Below are 21525 nucleotides of genomic sequence, written 5' to 3'. Positions count from 1 at the left end.
TGCGTTGGTGAGCCAGCTTCAATTGTCGCCAGTCCAAGATGTTGACACGCTTCTCGCCTTGGCAGGTCAGGTTCAGGCCCTGGCCGACAGTGAGAAAGAGTCCCTTGGCTTCTTGCCGGAAACGGCGATCAGAGAGGCTATAAGTCGGAGGCGTGTGATCGCGATGCTGGCGAACGCTGGCGCAGAAAATGAGTTCGCGGGATACCTTCTATATAGCGGTGTTTTCCCTCATGCCAAAGTTCAGCAAATTGCGGTTGTTCATAAGTACCGTGGCCTTGGGTTTGCGGGCGCATTGATGCGCACCTTCCTCTCGGAGTTGGAAGTCCGAGGCTTTATGACGGTTCGTGCTGATGTCGCCGCAGATTTGCCCTCAGCTCTCGCGTTTTACGCCCGCTCAAAATTTGAAATCGTTCGAGAACGAAGTGGCGGAAAAGCTCGCGGACGAACAATTTTGGTGCATATGCGAGAGCTTGAGACTGATACACTGTTCTCCATATCAAATCGTATCCCGCCCACGGGATTTGAATTAGGGCTTCGCCGCCGGAGTGCCGGTCAGTCACCGCTCTTTGCATTAGATTTGAATATCTTTCTGGACCTGGTTCGGAACCGGCAGCACAGTGATCAAGCTCGCCGGTTGTTTGGTGCTGCTCTGGCCCACGATATCCGTGTCGCGGTTTCTGACGAGTTCGTACGAGAGCTTCGCAGAAACTCCACTGATGTGAACAACGATCCGTTGTTGCAAATGGCCCTGAGCATGCCCCGGCTGCCTACGGCCGAAGTCGACAATCAAGCCCAGCTTCAAGAAAAGGTGCATGACCTTGTGTTCGTCAGGAGAGGGCTGCGAAGCTCCGGTACGGCGCAGGCTTTGAGTGATGCACGCCATCTTGCCCACGCGGCAATTGCTCGTGCGACTGCTTTCGTTACTCGGGACGCTGCTTTGCTTGATTCAAGAGATGAGTTGATCCGCAATTTTGGGATAGATGTGATTTCGTTAAATGAAATCATAGATTTGTTGCCCGTCGATGAAATTGCTTCCGCCGCTGTTGCAGTCGCGGGAGCTGGCTTTCAGGCCCAAGTATCATCCAGGGATGAGGCAGAAAAATATCTACGAGAAAACAATGTGGCTACGGCAACGAAATCATTCTTGGATTCCGTTTCTGAAACCAACGTCATATGGAAGATAGCTCAAGACCAGAGAATAGTCGCCCTGGGTTGGTTGTCGCTTAAACGTTCGATAATGCCATCAGGAAAACTGCTTGTTCACACCAGACCCGAGCATCAAAGCTCTGCTTTTTTCAGCGATTATTTGCTGGACTTCCTGGTACGCGAAGCATGTAAAGGCGGCCCCATTACGCTTGAGCTGGAGCAGCTTCCTGGGCAATCTATGGTTCACAGCATCGCGCGAGGCCAGGGCTTCACGAAGGGACCGGCTTCGCGGTTAATCAAGATTGCCGTGGGCAAACCCCTTGCTGAACAGAACTGGACCGCGTCTACAAAGGAACTACAGCGTCGTACAGGATTTACATTGCCCGCGAATTTTCCGACGAATGCGGACGCCATAGTTGCAGGATACGATCAGGACAGCGCCGGTTTGCTTCGTCCTGACGAACTAGAAAATTTGCTCAGCCCCACGATAATCGTTTGGCCCGGTCGTGCTGGAGTGATTGTGCCGATCACCAAACGTTATGCAGACGAACTTCTTGGCACAAACCGACAGCAACGGCTGTCCTTCATCGAAAGTATGGACGCCTCTTTCTTGACGAAGCGGGCATATATCAATAGCCCGAAAGCGGCAAAATTGATGCGACCCGATATGCCGATTATCTTTTACGAGTCTAAGAGGGATCGACAGGGAATTGGTGCGGTGGTCGCTGTCGCTAGGATCGTCGACGCAGTGATTTCGAAAAAACACGAGATTTCGGGAGAGGACAAGCGTCGCTTGGTCGTTGAAAATATTGCCGACTTTTCTGCAAGCGAAGATATTCTGTTGACGACATTTGACAATCTCATCCAGTTGCCAAAGCCTGTGCCGGTGAAAAGGTTGAGAGAGCTGGAATCCGTTGGTCGTGCCAATCTGGTGTCCCCAGTTGAGTTGCCAAGCGAGAAGATCGCCCAAATTCTCGCTGAAGGTTGGTAATTTGTCTGAAAATGCAATTATTTCAATTCGCCCCAAGTTTGTTCAGGCGATTGTTTCGGGTGTAAAGACGGTTGAGGTGCGGAGGCGGATACCTCCGATTCAAGCCGGAACAACTCTCTGGATTTATGCAACATTACCAATTGGCGCGGTGGTTGCCGTTGCTGTTGCGGTCCAGATTTTTCGAGGTCATCCGGACGAGTTGTGGGCCAGTTTCGGTGCTGAAACTGGTATAACTAAAGAAGATTTTGATAGCTACTTTGAAGGTACAGCGTCAGGCGTTTGTATTTATTTGGGACACGTGCGCGAAATATCACCCATTCCCATCAGGCAATTGAGATCGATGAGAGTTGGCTTCAATCCACCGCAAGTAATCTCAAAAATCACCGCTGAAGAAGCCCGTTTCCTTGAAGGCTTTTCGCGTCCAGTCTGACCTGATGCGTTTTCGACTTGCGGCCGACCAACATCCAGACAATCCTTGACGTAGGCACAAAATTTCGAGGGGCCTACGGCTGCCAGCCATGCGTCCGTGGACGCAGCTGACCAGGGGACTTTGCCCCCGTGGACCCCCAAAGGAACTTATAAATTGACCAAGGGCGCGATTGTAAAATTCCGAATTTCAGACGTCGACAAAGTACGGCTGGAGCATTTCGCGGATGAGGCCGGGAAATCTGTTTCCGCGATCATACGTTGCGCCATTAACGAAACCATGCGCGGGCGCGTTGCCGGTCAACAGCGACGAGAAGGCATTGCGAAATTGCGGCGTTCGACGAACTTAATGCTCGAAGCCTTTGCCGGAAAACCCATTGACGTCCCACGGCTCAAGGAAGTCGCCGCGCAGGTACGCAAGGATGCCGCCAGGGTCCTGACATGATCTGCATTATGGTCTTCAATATGATTATAAAAGCTATCCGATTTCGGACCAGCTCGAACGTAAAGAAGCTGATCAGCCATCTCAAAAATGGCAAAGACAACGACGACGTTGAATTCTTGAAGGGCACGGCAGCCGATATCGACGACATGCATCTCGATGCGTCTGCCAAGCGCTCAACATATTCCATTAGGCATTGGATCATTAACCCTCACGAAGCCACCACCAGGACGCAGATGCGCGAGGTGGTTGCGATGATCGCGGGAGAATTCGATTTCGATGTAGCGCGAGCGGTCATCGTTGAACATAAGAAGAAGCGTACTACCGCAGACGCCCATGCCGCTCACTGGCATGTCCTCGTCGGTGAAATTGATCCTGTTGCGGGTAAGGTGCTCAGTTGCTCGTTTGATCGGATCATCCATGAGCTTGTCGCTAGGTGGTCAGAATTCAAATTCGGGCACAGGTTTGTTCTGGGCAAACACACGAAGACGGTAATCGCCGGACTGCGAAAGCGCGGTGCTGTCGATGTGGCTTCAAGAATTGAAGCCGAGTTTGCCCAAACCGAGCTACCGATGGGCGAAGCATTCACGCAATCGCAGCACCAGGCGAAAAAGAGAGTTGGCATCGACCTGCCTGCAATCCGACAGGTTGTGAAGGCCGCAGTCGCCACCGCAACGACGAGGGCCGACCTCGAAGCTCTGCTAATGTCGAAATCATTGACCGTCGTTGCCGGTCAAAAAGAAGGGACGTGGATCGTAGAAGACCTGAATGGAAATGTGGTCGGATCACTTTCCCGCCTGAGTGGCAGACGTAAATCAGAAATCGATGATTTGATGAGGAATATCAGAAATGAATCAGCAAACAAACAAGGCGACCATCGAACAAGCAATCCTCAACGAGGCCCGAGAAATCCGAGCGCTCCTCGACAACTCGACCAATTCCGAGACGCAGGGCCTGGAAATGATGATCCAAATGCAGGGCAAGATTCTGGAGTGCCTCGAACAACTTCTGTCCCGGCTCGAATGCCTCAGTCAACCGCAGGCAGTGCGGTCTCTCCCGACTTGAAACCCACTGGGTGGATTCGAGGGCTTGGCGGACATCAAACACGTCTTTCTGAGCTTTTGGGGTGGGCGAACACGTTGGCTATGAAGCCTGCCGAGCGCGTGATGGCTGCGATATGGCACCTTGAGGAGCAGGCTCAATATGATTTCCATAGAGTGGTTCCCGACTTCAAGTTTTCTGAAACTGTCACCAAACTCCACGTTGATATCAAAAGCCTGGAAAGGAAGCTTTTAACGGCACGCGACCACCATTTTAATGCCGAGTTGCGGTTGCGAAAGGCTCCTCGGGTACGTTGGTGGCACTACCTTTTGTGCGTGGCTTTCATCGTAGAGCGCCGCTTTCGAACGCTGGAGGATGATGCAAGACAGGCGTCGGACCAGGTGTCGGGCTGTGAACGCCGCTTGCATAGGCTGAACTCGAAGGTCGTTGTTGAGGAAATCGCCGAAAAAAGACGTCATGAAGCTAAGATCAAGGAAATGGTCGAGCGCAAGCGGGAGGCCGGAGCGACTTTGGAATTGGTGGAAGCTGCCTATGGCATCCTGCGACTGCAGCCGGGGTTCGCGTTTGGTGGCACAGACTTCGTCCTTTCGAGAGCATGTGCTGTTCTTCAAGACAAGAAAGAAGCCGTCCTCAAGGCTTCAATGGCCGAGAACAATGTCATTTCGCCGGGACCGACTATCTGATCGAAGCTCCTCCCAAGCGGTAAACTCGAAGTCGGCTTCGGGCCTTGGAGATTTTTTGAAAAAGGGCGGTCTTAAGTGCGGATTGCCGGATGACCTGGCTCCCCAAGTCCCAGTTGTTGTCCGATCAATTGATGAACTCCCTAAGTTTTAGACGAAATCCACTAACCCCCTGCTTCACCTATAGGGGATTGCGTTAGGGGCTGCGCTACCGATTCATGCGGTCACGAGCCTTAGCAATCCTCAACTACTATCGCGGTGGTGCGCGAAAAGCCTGGTTCAACCTTTGACAACCGGTCGGAAAATGTGTACCAAAATGTGGACCCAGGCAGCGTCCCGTTTCACGGGAAATCAATGACTTACGGCTGTTTTGGGAGAGGGTCCCACCCTCTCCGCCATTTTTCGCTCAGCCGAGGCTGAGTTTAAGAGACATCACAGCCTAAGTGGCCGCTGGCGGACAAAGCACCATTGTCGGGATGGTCTTAAACTGTTTTAGCTTCGCATCGAATTGCTCACGATCAATGCCGGCTCTGGCCCATGCTTCTGGGGGCAGATCTGTGTTGAATGTTATGTCCGCGACCTTCGCGATGTTTCCTGCGTCATTTAACGCGAACGTTGTAACGATGCTTCCCGCCTTGAAGGTGGCAGTGATGGCGATTCGATGTGATCCAAGATCAGCTATCTTAACATCCTTCTGAACAATCTGCGTTTCTAGGCCGCTGACCCACACAAAATTGCCATCGCGCACAGCAAAAAAATCTCCGTTGCAGGATCTGCCTAGTTCAACGTTTTCGTGGTTCGAATCCTATCAGGCGGCGTCGGCGAGTTTATAGGACCATGTGTGGATGACGGGATGGCGATTGACGTCGTCGATGCCGGCCATAATGCGTTCCTTGAGTTCGTGCTTTGAGCTCACCCGGATGTGGCGCAGGACGGAGCGGGCGAACTTGGAGAAGAAGCCCTCGATCAGGTTGAGCCAGGAGCCGTGTTTGGGCGTGAAGGTAAATTCGAAGCGGCCTGCCGGTCGTTTATCGAGCCAGGCTTTGGTTTCTTTCGAGATGTGGGCGGAATGATTGTCGAGGATCAACTTGATGGCGGTGCCGGCCGGATAGGCGGCATCGAGCAGCTTGAGGAATTCGATGAACTCGCGGCTGCGGTGACGGTCTTTGACAAGCGCGTGGACCTTGCCTGTCAACAGGTCAATTCCAGCCAACAGGCTGAGCGTGCCATGACGCTTATATTCAAAATCGCGTGCAAAGGCCGGATGGACACCTGGCACGGGCGGCAAATCCGGCGCCGTCGTCGCGATCGCCTGGATTCCAGGCTTCTCGTCATAGGAGACGATCGCGACCGGCTTGCCCGATTTGTTCGATTTGGCGGCGGCCTTTTTCAGGACCTGGACCTCGCGATAGACACACAAGACCTCCGCCATCTTCTGCTCGAACTCGGCATCGCGACGTTCCAGATAGTAGCGCATCTTGTGCGGTTTGATTTCCTCCTGGCCAAGAAGCTTGCTGACCGTGCCCTGAACCAGGCGGGCCAGACAGGAATGTCCGGCCCCCGGTCCGTGCTCGCGCGCATGGCGGGCCAGCAGCCGCGTCGTCCACAGTTCGTGCGGATAGCCATGGTCCTTGGCCTTGTCGCACGCCAAAGACACCAGCCAGGCCTTGGCCTCCGGCGTGATCACCGGCTCCTTGCCCGGCCGCGGCCGGTCGTCGAGCGCCGAAAGCGGGCCATAGCTCTCGGCGCGCTCAACACAGCGCTGGACCGTTTGATGGTGCACGCCAAGTCTTCGTCCCACGGCAAAGAACGACGGGTTCTCCCGATAGGCCAAAAGCATAGCTGCCCGCGATACCCGGCTCGCCGGTTCGCTTCGAGACCGCGAAAGAGCCGTCAACGTTTCGATCTCCTGCTCGCTCATCGCTAACTCGATTACGCGCCGTCTGGGTGCCATGATGAAACTCCTCATTTGGATAACTCAAACCAGGAATCCGCCAGCCCGCTTCAGGTTCCATCAAAGGCCGCTTTCATGGAATCGCTCGTCTAGGGCGTGGAGTTCGCTCCGTTCAAATTTCTGCACGTCCGGACTTTGGTTCTCACCCGAGCATGAGCCCAGCGTCACTGCGCAGAGAGCCAAGGGTCCAGCAATCCTAATCATTCCGGCCTCAACCAAAGGAAAAGTTGTCTGGAGAGAGACTAGCTCGCCATATGCTAGAGGCCGATAAATTCAATCTTTAGGATTTTAATCAACGTTGTCATCAACTTGTCCCGATCTCGTGCCAGACGATGGTATCAATCAAAGCGGCATCAATGCTTTCGACAATCCTGAGACAATCTCCGTGAGGCAATTGCGCTCAAAACTCTGCAGAGAAACGATACTTCGGAAGGTGTCCCAAATTGCCACCCATTCTTCTATCGTTATTGAGAACGCCTGCGCTTCAAATGCGTCGACCAACATACCCGAAGAGATGGCAGAGTGGTCGAATTCGCCTCTCCGTCGCCATATTGCTTGCGCAGCATGCTGACTTTCCGCCAAGCGTCAGCGGCTTCCGCCTACGGCCAAGCTCTAGCCCGCCGATTAAATACGCCCTTCCCTACCTAAAATGTAAAAGAAACATCGTCGGCCCTACCAAGGTCATCGCGAAGATGAATAGTGATATGCCGAGCTTCAGCATCCTCATGCGGCGTGTCTTCACGCCGTCCCAGTCGTAGTCCATAACTATATCCCCCTTCTCTATTTGCGCCGAGTTCAACGGCGCATTAGGAGTATCTTGTATGAGGGATGTGCGAAGCTTGCCGCGCTTGTGATGGAGGCTGACTTGTTCGGTCAGAGCGCCGTGCGTTCATTTGAACGCACAAAGGTCGCTCCGGTCTTTGACTCCAGGGGCATTTTTCCGTTTGCTGGCGATTTCACCCGAAAGCGGGTGCGCTAGGCGCGATGGAAGACTTCGTCCGTCAGGAGCAAAAGGAAGTTCTCGTCGTCCAGCTTGTTGGCGATCTGTCCGTCTTCCGTCATGTAGTCGAAGACGGGGCCTCCCGGTCGGTCCGAGAAGGCGAATTTGGGCCATTTCAATTGTTCGATAATGACGATGCGGCGCCCGGCGTCATTTTCGCATGCTATTCTTTTGGTCTCCTCGAAGTAGGTCATGGCGACACCTCAGTGGTAGTTCCAAGGTGAAGCTTAGGACGCGCAAACCGCGAGTCAACCTTACTATGGTGGCTAACACGTAGGTATTACGTCGCCTAGCGTCCTTCCCAGGCCCACAATGCTGAGCTTATTCGATCTATCGTCTTGTGCAGCATCGCGAAAATCGCATCCGGCAGAGCTGCGTCGCGTGCCAGCCTCATCCGTTCTAGCTACCTTAAGAGTGTTAAATTGACGACAAACAACTTCAGGTTTATTGTTTAATTTCTAACATAAAGGAGAGGGGCATGAGAACGATCGTGTGTTTTCTCGTCGTATTTTGGGGTGCTACGGCCGCTGATGCGGCGCAAAACATTATCCGTGTGTCGTCGATAATACCCGCAGCCGAGATCGCGGAAAGCGCTTTGTTGCTGCCCGGCACCGCGGAGAGGGCTCCCTGCGTCTACAACAAGAAATACGTTTCCGACGGGGTTCGGCTATGCTGCCGGCGGGCTTCCGGCCTGTCGTCGAGCGAATATGCGCCCACGGGAGCGCGGATGGCCGTTCATCCGCAGCCATAGGAAACCAGGCGTATTTTTCTGTTCGAGAGAAGAGGCCGAGGGGACAATGGCGGCCTCTGAATGTACGAGCATGTGTTAAGACGGCAGGCCTGGCGGGCGGCGCCCACCAAGCCAATCGGCTTTATTCCGCCGAATCCTCCGGCTCCTCGGCTTCCGGCTTGGGCTTGCCGCCGAAGAGGTTCTTCAAGGCATTGGTCTTCACTTTCGATGCCTTGCTGACCTTCAGCGCGCGGGTGGCCGCCTTGGCCTGTTCCAGCATCATCTCGATCTGGATCTGCTGGATTTCGGTCAGCCGCTCCCATTGGCGATTGAGGAGATGGTCGACTTTTTCATGCAGGTGGCGGATTTCCAATTCGGCCTTCAGGTTGACCTTGTAGTCGTTGAGGGCGCGCAAGCGGTCCTTAGCTTCCTGCCGGCGCTGGCTCATCATGATGATCGGCGCCTGCAGGGCGGCGATCGTTGAAAGGATCAGGTTCAACAGGATGAAGGGATAGACGTCGAAGGCGCTCTTTTCGCCCATGGCGAGGTTGATGCCCATCCACACCGTCAGAAACAAGCAGAACGAGATGATGAAGGTCCAGCTTCCGCCGAAGGACGCGACCATATCGGCCATGCGGTCGCCGATGGAGCGATGATCCTCGTAGTCCTCTTCGATGTTCTCGGCGAGCGTGTCGTGCGTCTTCAGGCTTTCGACGACTTCGTCTTCGAGGTTGGAAAGTTCGCCGCGCTCGTCTACCAGCAGTTCGGCGATATATTGGGCGCGATAATCGTCCATCGCCTTGCGGCTGATATAGTCGTCGGAGCGGATGTCCGGATGTCTGTGGCGCACGAATTCCGCAAGCGAGGGGCGCAGGTCATCAAAATGCACCGCATCCTTCTTCTTGAGCGTTGCGCCGGTGATAGCGTCGACGAGCTTGACGGACTTGGCCTTCGCCCGGGCGAGGCTTTTCGTGTAGTCGTCCATCACCACGGTCGCTGCTTCACCTTCGCCCGCGTCAAAGTCGACGATGCCTTCCGCCGGATCAAAGGTCTTTGTCTCTGTCATATGCCGCCCTCTTTCGCAGTTGCTCGTTCGTCTAGCCGATGATCGGAACAGGATTGTGACTGTAAATTGACTGCGCGATCGACTCCTAGAAAACTGTTCCAGTTTCGCCTCAGTCTCGGTCGGCCACCCGTTCGCTGTAAATGCTTCCTAGCGCTCTTATCCTAAACAATGGCAAATAAATTGCGGTCGGCGGAGCGAATAGCGCTACATCCGTTCATCGCCAGCAAAGTACAGCAACATTTAACAACCGACCCGTGAGTCCTTGAAAACATTTGTAAAATCGTAAGGCGATCGTCTCGCGGATTTTCGTAAAACAAGCAGGAATGTGCCTTTCCAGCCTCTTGACCCCGGTTGAGGAGCTTCTATTTGCCGCGCTGCAACAGGCGTCTTGCGGCGCCGAAAAGGATTACCTCCGGCGAATTTTTCAACAAGCTTCGCCTGTTGTTGTCGATTCATGCGCGTGCGGAAAGGATACCGATGCACAATCCTCCGGCTGACGACTTGGAGTCCATCGCCCGGAAGGGCGGCCGCCTGAAGCGAATGGCTGTTCGAATACCCACCTATTTGACGGACGTGCGGGAAAATCCGGCTTGGCTGCCGATGTTTCTGCTGGCCCGAACGATGCCGTTTCGGCGTATGCATTGGTTGGCGACCAGGCGGCCTGTGGCGCGTCCGGGGGCCGGCCAATCGATGTTTTCAGGGATCGAGTGCGACGCAGTTGTCAATGCGCTGCGGACGGATGGGCTTTTCCCCGGTTTGATCCTGCCCGAGAGCATTCACCGCGACATTGCCGAATTTGCCCGAACCACCGGCTGCTTCGGCAATTTTGATAGGAAGCTTGAATTCGTGGCGCCCGAACATGCGGATGCGGAGGCGCGTTTCGGCCGGCCTCTTCTCAGCGGACATTTTTTCGAGCGTTCGCTCGATTGCGATGCGGTCCTCGCGGTTCAGCGCGATCCTCTGCTTGGCGACGTGGCCCGGCACTATCTCGGCGGGCAGGCCCAAGTGATAACCACGCGCATCTGGTGGAGTTTTCCGACGCAGGCCTCGGAGGCGGATCGCAGCCTCGCTTCGCTCGACAAATATCATTTCGACCTCGATGACTGGCGAATGCTGAAGTTCTTCTTCAATCTGGTCGATGTGGATGAAGGCACCGGGCCGCACGTCTTCGTCAAGGGCAGCCATAGAAGGCGGCGGGTGAAGCATCAATTGACCCTCCTGGTCGGCCATCCGGCAGAAGAGGTTCTTCGATTTTACGGAGAGGAAAGCGCCGTCACGCTGACCGGCAAAGCCGGTTTCGGCTTCGTCGAAGATCCCTTCGGTTTCCACATGGGTACCGTGCCGACGCAAAAGCCACGGCTGATGATGGAAGTCGGTTTCGGCGTTTCGAAGCCGTCGCGCCGCCGATTCCATGGAGAGCCGGTTCTGCGATAGGTGGTGATCCGTTGGGCTCTGCCCGGACATCCGGGCTCCCGACGGCTGGCTTCGGTCAAGCGGGCGCCGGTCCTTGTGCCAGGGTGCCATGGCCGTTCGGCGTCTTGATCATTTCACAGGTCCCGGCGGGCACCAGCTTCCAGGAATTCTCTTGATAGTCGATTGTCGACGTGCCGGCACAGGTGGTGCCTGCGCCGGCCGCGCAATCGTTCTGGCCCTTGAGGGCCACGCCGTAGCACTTTTCCTTCGCCTTGCCGTCGGCCGCTGCGGCTGGAGCCGCAATAAGGGATGCGACCGCGGACACCAGCATGCTGGCAATAGCCACAGTGACGACGCTGTCCCTCATAAGCTTGTTTCCCTAAAAAGCATGAGCTGTCCGCGGATTGCGCAGGCGTCTGCGGCGATTACAGACGCCACGGGCAAACGTCTGTTCAACGCAGTCCATTATTCCATTCTTTGGATGTATATCGGAAGCAATAAATGAGGTTTGGTTTCCGTGAGACAAAGGGAGCGGCAGGGAAGATCGCTGAGGCCGAGGGTCAATACGTAGCGGATGTGGAATAACGACCTTTCCAAGCGGCACTCTTTCATGCCTCATAGTGGTCGAATCACCTGACGATGCCCAATCTCTGGCGCATCTGTCTTGGCCGAAATCCGATTGAGGCAAGGTTTTGCAAAAGAATGACCATTGCCGGTAACAAAAGCCTGCGGTCGCGCGTAGAAGGAGATGCCGAATGAATTATTCGGCGCGCGAAGAGGAATGGGCAGTCTGGATGCGGGCCGCCATCGATGGCGATGCGCAGGCCTATCATCGCTTCCTGTCTGCCGTCACTCCATACCTGCGCGCAATGGCGCGCCGGCGTTGCGATCAGTTCGGCGCGCCGGCAAGCGAGGCCGAGGACGTGGTCCAGGAAGTGTTGCTGACGATACATCTGAAACGCGGAACGTGGGATACCTCGCGTCCGATCGGCCCGTGGATATCGACCATCGTGCGCAACAAGCTGATCGACAGCCTGAGGCGACGCGGGCGGCATGTGAACGTGCCGATCGACGATGTCATCGATATTTTGGAGGCGGAAGAGCAGACGGATACCTTGGATCGGCTTGATGTCGATCGTATGCTGGAGCAACTGAAAGATCCGCAGCGGACCATCGTACGCTCGATTTCCGTCGAGGGAACCAGCGTGCGCGAGACCGCCGATCGGCTGAAGATGACGGAGGGTGCAGTGCGCGTCGCCCTGCATCGCGCATTGAAGGCGCTTGCCGCCTTATATCGGAGCGAGACACGTGAAAACCGATGACCTCATCAATCTTCTGGCGCAGGATGCGCCGGTCCGTTCGCGGATCGGGCAGGCGCTGATGCTGGCGGTCGTCGGTGGCATCCTCATCAGCGGCGCGATCTTCTTCGCGGCGATCGGTTTTCGTGCCGATATAGGCACCGCCATGGAAACGGTGCGCTTCCTGTTCAAATTCGTCGTCACGATCGCGCTGGCCGTCACCGCCGGGGCCGTCGTCTTTCGCGTCGGCCGTCCCGGCGTGTCGCTGCGTCCCTGGGGCTGGGCGCTTTTTGCGGCACCGCTACTGCTGGTCGCTGCAGCTCTCGCCGAGATGATGGTCATGCCGGCCGATAGCTGGGGCGCACGCATGATCGGGCACAATGCCCGCTTCTGCCTGACACTCATTCCGCTGCTGTCGATCGGCCCGCTTGCCTGTTTCCTCTTTGCGCTGCGCCAAGGGGCGCCGGAAAATCCGGGTTTCGCCGGCGCAGTCGCCGGGCTTGCCGCGAGCGGCGTCGCCGCCACCTTCTATGCTTCCAATTGCACGGATGACAGCCCGCTCTTCGTCCTGCTGTGGTATCCGATCGCCATTGCTGCGGTGACGTCGGTTGGATATCTCGTCGGCAGGCGCATGCTGCGCTGGTGATGGATTGGGGCTGGACGGCGACGCGGCGGTCGTAAACGCTATCGCTGGATTGATCGAAGCTGCCGGGAAGGCGTCCGGCCAGTTTTCAAATAGTGGCTGGAAACGCCGTTGTTCAGGGACTATCTTGTCTGTTGGCTGTGCCTTGCCCAAAAAATCTCATTCATGGGCGTTAAAGTGTTTGCATCCGCGGCGAATTCCATTATAGAGGCGCTGCTTTCCCCGCGGGGGCGTTCAACGTCCGGCGGCTGTTGGGAAATAGTTCAATGGTAGAACAGCGGACTCTGACTCCGTTAATCTTGGTTCGAATCCAGGTTTCCCAGCCAATCTAAGCGCTCCAATCAACAGATCTTCCTTCGCAGGCATAGCTGTCCGGGCCATGATTCCCCATGCGCTGTTGTTAGCATTTTTCGCGACCGAAAATCGCTGGATGCTGGGACAATTTTTAAGCGAAGTCGCAGCGAAACGCTTTTCAAAACGTTCGTAGACGTTGTAGAAGTCAGCCATTCATCGGCAATTTTTCCCGAAAATATAGGTCTGGCGACCGCTGTCATATTGGAAGTTGTATTAAAAGGCTTAGTGAGACTGAAAGCGAAATGACGATATTGGTTTCTGGGGGCGCCGGTTTCATCGGGGGGAACTTCGTTCTTGATTGGTTGGATCGCTTCGATGAGGTGGTGATCAACCTCGACAAGCTGACTTATGCCGGCAATCTGGATACGCTGAAAGGATTGAACGGCAATCATCGCCATGTGTTCGTTCATGGCGACATTGGAGACCGCGATTTGGTCGGTGATGTGCTCGCCACCCATAGACCGCGCGCCGTCGTCAATTTTGCCGCCGAAAGCCATGTCGACCGCTCCATTCATGGACCTGGCGAGTTCATTCAGACGAATGTCGTCGGCACGTTCAATTTGCTCGAATCGGTTCGTGGTTATTGGGACGGCCTGCCGGGTGACGAGAAGCAGGCGTTTCGCTTGCTTCATGTCTCGACCGACGAGGTCTACGGCACGCTTTCTAAGGATGATGCGCCGTTCAACGAACTCAATCGATACGAGCCGAACAGCCCCTACTCAGCAAGCAAGGCTGCGTCGGACCATCTGGTGCGCGCCTGGCATCATACCTACGGCCTGCCGGTATTGACGACGAATTGCAGCAACAACTACGGCCCTTACCATTTCCCGGAGAAGCTGATCCCGCTGGTGATCTTGAATGCGCTCTCAGGCAAGAGCCTTCCGATCTACGGCGATGGTCAGCAGATTCGCGATTGGCTCTATGTCAGAGATCACTGCAGCGCCATCCGTCGCGTGCTTCAATCCGGCAAGGTCGGCGAGACCTACAATGTCGGCGGCTGGAACGAAAAACCCAATCTCGACGTCGTGCATACGATCTGCAGCATCCTCGACGAGCTACGGCCGAAGGCTGGCGGCGGTCGTTACAAGGACCAGGTCGCCTTCGTGAAGGACAGGCCTGGTCATGATCGCCGCTACGCGATCGATGCCCGCAAGCTCGAGCGCGAACTGGGCTGGAAGCCTGAAGAGACGTTCGAAACCGGCATTCGCAAGACGATCGAATGGTATCTCGCCAATCAGGATTGGGTAGGGAACGTCACCAGCGGCGCTTACCGCGAATGGGTCGGCAAGCAGTATGAGGTTCAGGCGTGAGCGCGCTTCTGGTCACCGGCGCCAATGGGCAGGTCGGTTTCGAATTGCAGCGTTCCCTGGCGCCCCTGGGCAAAATAATCGCCGCGACGCGCGCGGAGATGGATTTGTCGGATGAGGCGAGCATTCTCTCGGTGCTCAGGGAGCACAAGCCGGCGATCATCGTAAATCCCGCCGCCTATACGGCCGTCGATCGTGCCGAGAGCGAAAAAGGGCAGGCGATGGCGGTCAATGCCACGGCACCCGGCGTGCTGGCCCGCTGGGCCGCCGATAACGGCGCCTATCTCGTGCATTATTCGACGGACTACGTCTTCGACGGCATGAAAGCCGATCCTTATGTGGAGAGCGATGCTGTCAATCCGCAGTCGGTTTATGGCGAAAGCAAGTGGCTGGGCGAAGAGGCGGTGCGCTCCGCTGGCGCAAATCACGTCATCCTGCGGACGAGCTGGGTTTACGGCCATCACGGCAACAACTTCCTCAAGACCATCCTGCGTCTTGCGCAGGAGCGCAGTGCGTTGAACGTCGTCGCCGATCAGATCGGCGCACCGACTTCGGCGGCGTTGATTGCGGATGTCACGCGCAGGATCGTCGACATCGTCAGTGGTTCGAATACGCCTGATGTATCGGGCACCTATCACCTGAGCGCTGAGGGCAAGACGTCATGGCATGGTTATGCCGCACATATCGTCCGCGAAGCATCCGCGAAAAACTTCAATCTTGCGCTGACGCTCGATGCTCTCAAGCCGATCTCGACCGCCGAATATCCGACGCCGGCGAAGCGGCCGCATAATTCCAGGTTGGACTGCGCGAAACTGACGGGTGGTTTTGGGTTGGATCTTCCGGCTTGGCAGGAGGGTGTGACGGAGGTGATCGCGAGGCTTTCTCCCGCTTCAAGTTGAGTTGCGCGAAGTTCTAAAATTATAGTTGTCGTTTTTTATCCGATTGCCTGCAAAGAATTCGAGTCGAGACTTTTCTACAATGAATACAGCACGTAAGGGCATCATTCTCGCCGGCGGATCCGGAACGCGCCTATACCCAGCGACCCTTGCCGTCAGCAAGCAGCTCCTGCCGATCTACGACAAGCCGATGATCTACTATCCGCTGACGACTTTGATGTTGGCCGGCATTCGCGAAATCCTCATCATTTCGACGCCGCAGGATACGCCTCGTTTCGAGCAGTTGTTAAGAGACGGAAGCCAGTGGGGCATCAAGCTCGACTATGCGGTTCAGCCGAGCCCCGATGGTCTTGCGCAGGCGTTTCTTATCGGCGAGTCGTTTCTCGACGGCGCCCCGTCGGCCTTGGTGCTGGGAGACAACATCTTCTACGGGCACGATTTCACCAAGCTTCTTCATCAAGCAAGCGACAAGCAGGGCGGTGCCACCGTTTTTGCCTACCATGTGCAGGACCCGCATCGTTATGGCGTGGTCGAATTTGATGCTCAGGGTCGCGCGATCAGCCTCGAAGAAAAGCCGAAAGTCCCCAAGAGCAACTATGCTGTCACAGGGCTCTATTTCTACGATGCCGATGTGGTCGATGTGGCGAAGTCCATACGTCCTTCGCCGCGCGGCGAACTGGAAATAACCGATGTCAACGCGCATTACCTTAGGGCAGGGCAGCTCGATGTCCAGACGATGGGCCGCGGCTACGCCTGGCTCGACACCGGCACGCATGAATCGATGCTGGAGGCGAGCCATTACATCGCCACCATCGAAAGCCGGCAGGGCCTGAAGGTCGCCTGCCCCGAGGAAATCGCCTATCGGAGCCGCTGGATCGATGCTTCCCAGGTCGAGGCCCTGGCCGATCCGCTGAAGAAGAACGCCTATGGGCAGTATCTTCTCGGGATTTTGCGGGAACGGGTATTTTAACCACGCGCTTGGTAATGTTGCACCCGCTGGTCCCTCCGATGCGGGCAGAGTGAAGCAGGAAAGACAGATGAAGGCCATCGATACCGCCATACCGGACGTCAAGATCATCGAACCGACGGTGTTTGCCGACGATCGCGGTTTTTTCTTCGAGAGCTTCAGCCAGGTCAAATTCGAAGCGGCGATCGGGCGAAGCGCGACATTCGTGCAGGACAATCACAGCCGGTCCGGGAAGGGCGTCCTGCGCGGCCTGCATTATCAGTTGCCGCCACATGCTCAGGCCAAGCTCGTTCGCGTCGTCATCGGAGAGGTGTATGATGTCGCCGTCGACATCAGACGGTCTTCATCGACCTTCGGGCAATGGGTCGGCGTCCTTCTGTCGGAGGAGAACAAGCGTCAGCTTTGGATTCCGGAAGGGTTTGCGCATGGATTCCTGACGCTGAGCGACCGCGTCGAATTCCTTTACAAGACCACCGACTATTATGCGCCGCAGTGCGACCGCGGGATTCGCTGGGACGATCCGACGCTCGCAATCGACTGGAAAACGGTCGGCCCCCTGACGTTTTCCGACAAGGATCAGCGGCAACCGCTGCTGGCGGATGCCGAGATCTTCGATTGAGCCTGCATATGCCGCGTGCAGAAGATGGTGGATCGTCTGCGGCATGAAGGGTTGATCTGACATCCGGCGCTTCGAGCGATGCCGGTTATGGACCTGCGCAGCTTCTCTCGCTACAGGAATGACATGCGCGTTCTACATTTTTTCAAAACATACTGGCCGGATACTTTCGGCGGGATCGAGCGGACAATCCATGCGATCGTCAAGGGCGTCGCAGGGCACGACATACAGTCCGACGTCCTCTCGCTCAGCAAGACGCCTGAGAATGGCAACGTCGAATTCGACGGCCATATGGCCCATAAGGCGAAGCTCGATTTGGAATTTGCCTCCACCGGCTTTTCGCGCGAGGCATTCGGCCGCTTTCGGGAGCTGAGCCGGAAGGCCGACATCATCCACTACCATTTCCCGTGGCCGATGATGGATATCGTCCATCTTGCCGCCCCGCCCGGCAAGCCGACGATCGTGACCTACCATTCCGACATCGTGAAGCAGAAGTTTCTGTTGAAGCTCTACGAACCGGTCATGCACCGTTTCCTGGCGAGCGTCGGCGCGATCGTGGCCACCTCCCCGAACTATCTGGCGACGAGCGCGGTCTTGCAGCGCTACAAGGACAAGACCACCGTCATCCCGCTTGGCCTGGACGAGGCGGATTATCGGAAGGCAAAGGAAGAGGATAGGGCGCGTTGGCGGGCACGATTCCCCAAGCCGTTTTTCCTCTTTGTAGGCGTACTGCGCTATTATAAGGGCGTTCACATCCTTCTTGAGGCTGCGCGACAGACGGCCAGCGATATTGTCATCGTCGGCGAAGGTCCGATGGAAGCATCGTTGAAGGAATATGCGCAGCAGCACGGCCTCGGAAACGTCATCTTTCTCGGCGCGCTGCCGGATGCGGACAAGACTGCCCTTCTCGAACTCTGCACGGGATTCGTATTCCCTTCCAATCTCCGCTCGGAAGCATTCGGCCTTTCGCTTGTCGAAGCCGCGATGTTCGGTAAACCGATGATTTCCTGTGAAATCGGTACGGGCACCAGTTTCGTGAATCAAAACGGCAAAACGGGCTATGTCGTGCGGCCGAACGACCCAGCGGCACTTGCAGATGCAATGGGACGTCTTATTGCCGATGGCGAGACGGCATCGTCTTTAGGCAAAGCGGCTCGCCTGCGATACGAAGAGTGCTTTACCGCCGAGCGGATGGGTAATGCCTATGCTGTGCTCTACAAACGACTGCACAGTCAAATGCCGTCCGGCGCAGGTAAGCGCTAACAGCGTAGGGGACCCGCTCGTGATCAGGCGCTGACCGCTTCCGCCTGTGGTTTCGTCCTCGGCATCAACAAGCGTTCCCCTTTCAAGCGCATGCGGCACCAGAAGGCGAAGGCGGAGCTTGTCAGCGCTAGGCTTTCGCCGATCGCGAGGCGGTTGTTGGAGTTGCTGAGCAGCGTCAGCGAAAAGAAGAACAGACAGACGGCATAGGCATGCCAGGCGGTACGCGGTATCAGGCCAGCTTTACGGGCACGCCAGACATTGGAGATGAGCGCGGCGAGAATGAGGGCCATGACGAGGCCGCCGAACAATCCGTGCCGCACCAGCATTTCGAGATAGCCGTTGTGCAGCAGCGTATATTGGACGTCGGCATAGCGCGTATGCTTCCAGCGCTCCACCCATTCGCCGCCCCAGCCGAAAATGGGCGCGGAGGAGAACAGTTCCCAGCCATTCGACCAAAGCTGAAGTCGGGCATCCATGGCAAAGGGCGTGGCATCAGAGGTGATGGTGCTTGATACGGCGTCGCCGAGATCGCGGCTCTTGGTGATGTTGTCGAACATCTCGATGGTGGAAGCCACCGTCGGGCCAGCGGTCTTTTCGATATTGTGCCGCACCGCATAGGCGCCCGCCAGCAAAAGCACTGCTGCGCAGGCGACGACGATGAGGCCGGTTTTCAAGCGCAGATAGGTCACGGTCACCAGCCCCAGCACTGGCAGCGTGGCGGCGAGCGCTAGCCAGACGCCTTTCGACTTGGCGCCGTAGATGGCGATCAGACAGAGAATGGCAATCAATGGCGAGACGATATACGCGAAGCGAGCGATCGACCGGTTGCTGGATTTGTCCGTCAGATAGTGCAGCAGCCAGAAAGCGGTGAGGATCAGGATCAGGCCGCAGGCGACTGCACCATGAATCTGATTGTTCATGATCAGCGGGCGCACCGTTTCGCCGGCAAAGACCTCGCGAAAATGCTGCGTGGCGATCAGCATGATCAGCGCCATCGCAAGAACAGCGGCGACGATTTTTTCCAGCACCGGTTCGTAGAGCAACAAGGCAACGCCGAGGATCGGAAAGAAGAGGGGATAGGCATAGAGCCAGTCGGATGCGCCGATCAAATGCGCCGGCGTCAGGAGGAAGATGGCGACGAAGCGGACGAGCACATAGGTGCCCCAGGCCATGCACAGCCATCCGAGCCAGTCTGTGCGCGGGCGGACCGACGCTTTCCGGTAATAGTGCAGGGCGATGAGGGCGATGAAGGGCGCGACATACCGATAGGCGGCGCTTTCGACAAAGAGCGGCGATACGACGATGAGCCATAGGAGACTGCCAAGGACGATCAAGCGCTGCGGCAGGACGACAGGCACGAGTTCTCCGGCATTGCTTCCGGACCCACGATCGACTTGTGGTTTATTCGCCTGCAACTGAGCCAATATTGCGTCCGCCTTTGTTCATATTTCTGCCAGCCGGTCTCCGCTGGCCCGTAAGGTCGCAAGCCGGCATGAATACGGCATTTCGGTGGCCGACACTTTATGCGGTCCGTTTATGATATCAAAACCTTCTGATATCGCCGCGTCGCTAATGCGTCACTCCGTCGCTGCGCAGAACTTTCAGCACCGTCAGGACGATGATCTTGAGATCGAAGAGAAACGAGCGCCGGCGCAAATAGTCTTCGTCCAACGCCACTTTCTGCGGGATCGGCAGCTCATCACGGCCATTGACCTGCGCCCAGCCAGTCAAACCCGGCGGCAGGGCGTCGACGCCACGCTCGGTGCGCAGCGCAATCAGGTCATGCTGGTTGAAGAGGGCCGGGCGAGGGCCGACAATGCTCATCTCGCCCTTCAGGATGCACCAGAGCTGCGGCAGCTCATCCAGGCTGGATTTGCGCAGGAAGGAACCGATCGGCGTCAGATAGGCGTTGGCGTCCTTCAGCAGATGGGTCGCAACCGCCGGCGTGTCGGTCCGCATGCTGCGGAATTTCGGCATGCGGAAAATCTTGTTTCCACGGCCGACACGGTCCGACCAGTAGAGAACGGGACCGGGGGAGGTCAATCGGACGGCGATGGCGACGATCAGGATCGGGATGGAAAAGACCAATGTTGCCCCGAGGGCGGCAAGGAAGTCGAAAAGGCGCTTGGCGATCGTATAGGGCATCGTTTCTGGTAGTTCTGCCGGGGCTCGTGTGTCGTTGCGCCGATGACGGCTTTGTGCGGAGTGCATCTCATATCGTGGACTTGTTCACAATCGCCCTCATCACGAATTTTGCCGGGCTTGTTCCCCGAGGAGGGATTGTGCAAAGCATGACGGGAATGAAAATCGGGCAGAACAAGGGGTGGCAGACGCATGATCCTGGTGACGGGCGCGACGGGTTTTGTCGGGCAGGCGCTTTGTGCCGAGCTTTCGCGGAGACAGATGGCCTATCGACCGGTCAGCCGCGCGGCGAAGCCGGGTTTTCTGGCCATGGGCAACATCGATAGCGGGACGGATTGGGCCGGCGCGCTCGCCGGCGTCGAAACGGTCGTGCATCTGGCGGCGCGTGTCCATGTCATGAACGACACCTCGGCCGATCCGCTTGCCGCCTTTCGCGCCGCCAATGTCGACGCCACCGTCAATCTGGCGCGGCAGGCGGCGAAGGCCGGCGTCAAGCGCTTCATTTTCCTGAGTTCGATCAAGGTCAATGGTGAGGCGATCGCACCGGGCAAGCCGTTTACCGCGTCCGATACGCCGCATCCGGAGGACGCCTATGGTCAATCGAAGCGGGAAGCGGAGGAGGCGCTCCTGGCCATCGGCAACGAAACGAAGATGGATGTCGTCATCATCCGCCCGCCTCTTGTCTATGGCCCTGGGGTGAAGGCGAATTTCGCGAGCTTGATGAAATGGGCCAAGCGGCCGTTCCCTTGGCCGTTCGGCCTGGTCGCAAACCGGAGATCCCTCGTGTTCGTCGGCAATCTCGTCGATTTCATCCTGCTCTGCGCGCGCCATACCGATGTGGGAAATCGCGTGTTCCTGATCAGCGACGGCGCGGATCTTTCGATCGGCGAATTGATCGGCAAGCTGTCTTCGACGATGGGGCGAAAAGCGCTGCTGCTGCCCGTACCGCCGCGACTGCTGGAAGGGCTTGCGGCGCTGCTTGGCCGTCGCGCGGCGGCGCAACGTCTCTTGGGGTCGCTGCAGGTCGATATTGGCGAGACGACGGCGATCACCGGCTGGTCGCCGCCTTTTTCGGTCGAGGACGGTCTGCGGCTGACGGTTGCGGCATCCGAGCGGGATCGCTGACTGC

At 56.7% G+C, this 21525-nt stretch carries 21 protein-coding genes and 1 tRNA gene; 15 read left to right on the top strand and 7 right to left on the bottom strand.

Annotation, left to right across the window (positions count from 1 at the left end; all coding sequences use genetic code 11):
- The first annotated feature begins 7 nt into the window (after nucleotides 1–7).
- The 4 genes from C9E91_RS19360 (at nucleotide 8) to C9E91_RS19345 (ending at nucleotide 4750) form a co-directional block, all read left to right on the top strand.
- Nucleotides 8–2137 (top strand): GNAT family N-acetyltransferase, encoded by a 2130-nt coding sequence (locus tag C9E91_RS19360; protein WP_146144008.1) that lies wholly within the window; start codon nucleotides 8–10, stop codon nucleotides 2135–2137.
- A gap of 1 nt (nucleotide 2138) precedes the next feature.
- Complete coding sequence (locus C9E91_RS19355; protein WP_181316115.1) at nucleotides 2139–2567, top strand: ASCH domain-containing protein; 429 nt, start codon at nucleotides 2139–2141, stop codon at nucleotides 2565–2567.
- Nucleotides 2568–2720: 153 nt separating this feature from the next.
- Entirely contained in the window at nucleotides 2721–3008 is a 288-nt protein-coding gene (locus C9E91_RS19350; protein ID WP_107109875.1) for a ribbon-helix-helix protein, CopG family, read from the top strand.
- Complete coding sequence (locus C9E91_RS19345) at nucleotides 3005–4750, top strand: hypothetical protein (RefSeq protein ID WP_107109874.1); 1746 nt, start codon at nucleotides 3005–3007, stop codon at nucleotides 4748–4750. Before C9E91_RS19350 ends, C9E91_RS19345 begins: the two co-directional genes overlap by 4 nt.
- 436 nt (nucleotides 4751–5186) lie before the next feature.
- Here the strand turns inward: C9E91_RS19345 and C9E91_RS19340 are convergent, their stop codons facing one another.
- The 3 genes from C9E91_RS19340 to C9E91_RS19330 all read right to left on the bottom strand — a co-directional run bounded on the left by C9E91_RS19340 (nucleotide 5187) and on the right by C9E91_RS19330 (nucleotide 7895).
- Nucleotides 5187–5495, bottom strand: a complete 309-nt coding sequence (locus C9E91_RS19340; protein WP_107109873.1) for a hypothetical protein — start codon at nucleotides 5493–5495, stop codon at nucleotides 5187–5189.
- A 60-nt stretch (nucleotides 5496–5555) separates the two neighbouring features.
- Entirely contained in the window at nucleotides 5556–6701 is a 1146-nt protein-coding gene (locus C9E91_RS19335) for an IS630 family transposase (RefSeq protein ID WP_107109872.1), read from the bottom strand.
- Between the two features lie 975 nt (nucleotides 6702–7676).
- Nucleotides 7677–7895 (bottom strand): hypothetical protein, encoded by a 219-nt coding sequence (locus tag C9E91_RS19330; protein WP_028751596.1) that lies wholly within the window; start codon nucleotides 7893–7895, stop codon nucleotides 7677–7679.
- A 284-nt stretch (nucleotides 7896–8179) separates the two neighbouring features.
- On the opposite strand from C9E91_RS19330, the gene C9E91_RS19325 reads away from it, so the two are divergent.
- Nucleotides 8180–8452, top strand: a complete 273-nt coding sequence (locus C9E91_RS19325) for a hypothetical protein (protein WP_107109871.1) — start codon at nucleotides 8180–8182, stop codon at nucleotides 8450–8452.
- Nucleotides 8453–8573: 121 nt separating this feature from the next.
- Here C9E91_RS19325 and C9E91_RS19320 read toward each other — a convergent pair whose 3' ends face one another.
- Nucleotides 8574–9497, bottom strand: coding sequence for a DUF1003 domain-containing protein (locus tag C9E91_RS19320; RefSeq protein WP_107109870.1), 924 nt, complete (start codon nucleotides 9495–9497; stop codon nucleotides 8574–8576).
- 477 nt (nucleotides 9498–9974) lie between these two features.
- Here C9E91_RS19320 and C9E91_RS20030 point away from each other — a divergent pair, with 477 nt between their 5' ends.
- Nucleotides 9975–10931, top strand: coding sequence for a phytanoyl-CoA dioxygenase family protein (locus C9E91_RS20030; RefSeq protein WP_107109957.1), 957 nt, complete (start codon nucleotides 9975–9977; stop codon nucleotides 10929–10931).
- 55 nt (nucleotides 10932–10986) lie between these two features.
- On the opposite strand, the gene C9E91_RS19310 is transcribed toward C9E91_RS20030, so the two are convergent.
- A complete protein-coding gene (locus C9E91_RS19310) occupies nucleotides 10987–11277 on the bottom strand; it encodes a BufA1 family periplasmic bufferin-type metallophore (RefSeq protein WP_107109869.1) in 291 nt (96 codons plus the stop codon).
- Nucleotides 11278–11665: 388 nt separating this feature from the next.
- Here C9E91_RS19310 and C9E91_RS19305 point away from each other — a divergent pair, with 388 nt between their 5' ends.
- From C9E91_RS19305 to C9E91_RS19270, 8 genes are all read left to right on the top strand, one after another.
- Nucleotides 11666–12232, top strand: coding sequence for a sigma-70 family RNA polymerase sigma factor (locus C9E91_RS19305; protein ID WP_107109868.1), 567 nt, complete (start codon nucleotides 11666–11668; stop codon nucleotides 12230–12232).
- Nucleotides 12219–12854, top strand: coding sequence for an NrsF family protein (locus C9E91_RS19300; protein WP_107109867.1), 636 nt, complete (start codon nucleotides 12219–12221; stop codon nucleotides 12852–12854). Before C9E91_RS19305 ends, C9E91_RS19300 begins: the two co-directional genes overlap by 14 nt.
- A gap of 249 nt (nucleotides 12855–13103) precedes the next feature.
- A tRNA-Gln gene (locus C9E91_RS19295) sits at nucleotides 13104–13177 on the top strand.
- Nucleotides 13178–13447: 270 nt separating this feature from the next.
- Complete coding sequence (gene rfbB / locus C9E91_RS19290) at nucleotides 13448–14515, top strand: dTDP-glucose 4,6-dehydratase (RefSeq protein ID WP_107109866.1); 1068 nt, start codon at nucleotides 13448–13450, stop codon at nucleotides 14513–14515.
- Entirely contained in the window at nucleotides 14512–15411 is a 900-nt protein-coding gene (gene rfbD / locus C9E91_RS19285) for a dTDP-4-dehydrorhamnose reductase (protein WP_107109865.1), read from the top strand. The genes rfbB and rfbD overlap by 4 nt, the downstream gene beginning before the upstream one ends.
- A 79-nt stretch (nucleotides 15412–15490) precedes the next feature.
- On the top strand, nucleotides 15491–16378 hold the full coding sequence (rfbA, locus tag C9E91_RS19280; protein WP_107109864.1) for a glucose-1-phosphate thymidylyltransferase RfbA: 888 nt from the start codon (nucleotides 15491–15493) through the stop codon (nucleotides 16376–16378).
- A gap of 67 nt (nucleotides 16379–16445) precedes the next feature.
- Nucleotides 16446–16994, top strand: coding sequence for a dTDP-4-dehydrorhamnose 3,5-epimerase (gene rfbC, locus C9E91_RS19275; RefSeq protein WP_107109863.1), 549 nt, complete (start codon nucleotides 16446–16448; stop codon nucleotides 16992–16994).
- A gap of 123 nt (nucleotides 16995–17117) precedes the next feature.
- Nucleotides 17118–18254, top strand: coding sequence for a glycosyltransferase family 4 protein (locus C9E91_RS19270; RefSeq protein ID WP_107109862.1), 1137 nt, complete (start codon nucleotides 17118–17120; stop codon nucleotides 18252–18254).
- A gap of 23 nt (nucleotides 18255–18277) precedes the next feature.
- Here the strand turns inward: C9E91_RS19270 and C9E91_RS19265 are convergent, their stop codons facing one another.
- Nucleotides 18278–19612, bottom strand: coding sequence for an O-antigen ligase family protein (locus C9E91_RS19265; RefSeq protein ID WP_245407529.1), 1335 nt, complete (start codon nucleotides 19610–19612; stop codon nucleotides 18278–18280).
- Between the two features lie 211 nt (nucleotides 19613–19823).
- Complete coding sequence (locus tag C9E91_RS19260) at nucleotides 19824–20399, bottom strand: sugar transferase (RefSeq protein ID WP_107109860.1); 576 nt, start codon at nucleotides 20397–20399, stop codon at nucleotides 19824–19826.
- 189 nt (nucleotides 20400–20588) lie between these two features.
- Here C9E91_RS19260 and C9E91_RS19255 point away from each other — a divergent pair, with 189 nt between their 5' ends.
- Complete coding sequence (locus tag C9E91_RS19255; protein WP_107109859.1) at nucleotides 20589–21521, top strand: NAD-dependent epimerase/dehydratase family protein; 933 nt, start codon at nucleotides 20589–20591, stop codon at nucleotides 21519–21521.
- Nucleotides 21522–21525: the final 4 nt, after the last annotated feature.

Source organism: Rhizobium sp. SEMIA4064 (assembly GCF_003025035.1).
Lineage (GTDB): Bacteria > Pseudomonadota > Alphaproteobacteria > Rhizobiales > Rhizobiaceae > Rhizobium > Rhizobium paranaense.
This window is presented reverse-complemented; position numbering and strand designations above follow the sequence as displayed.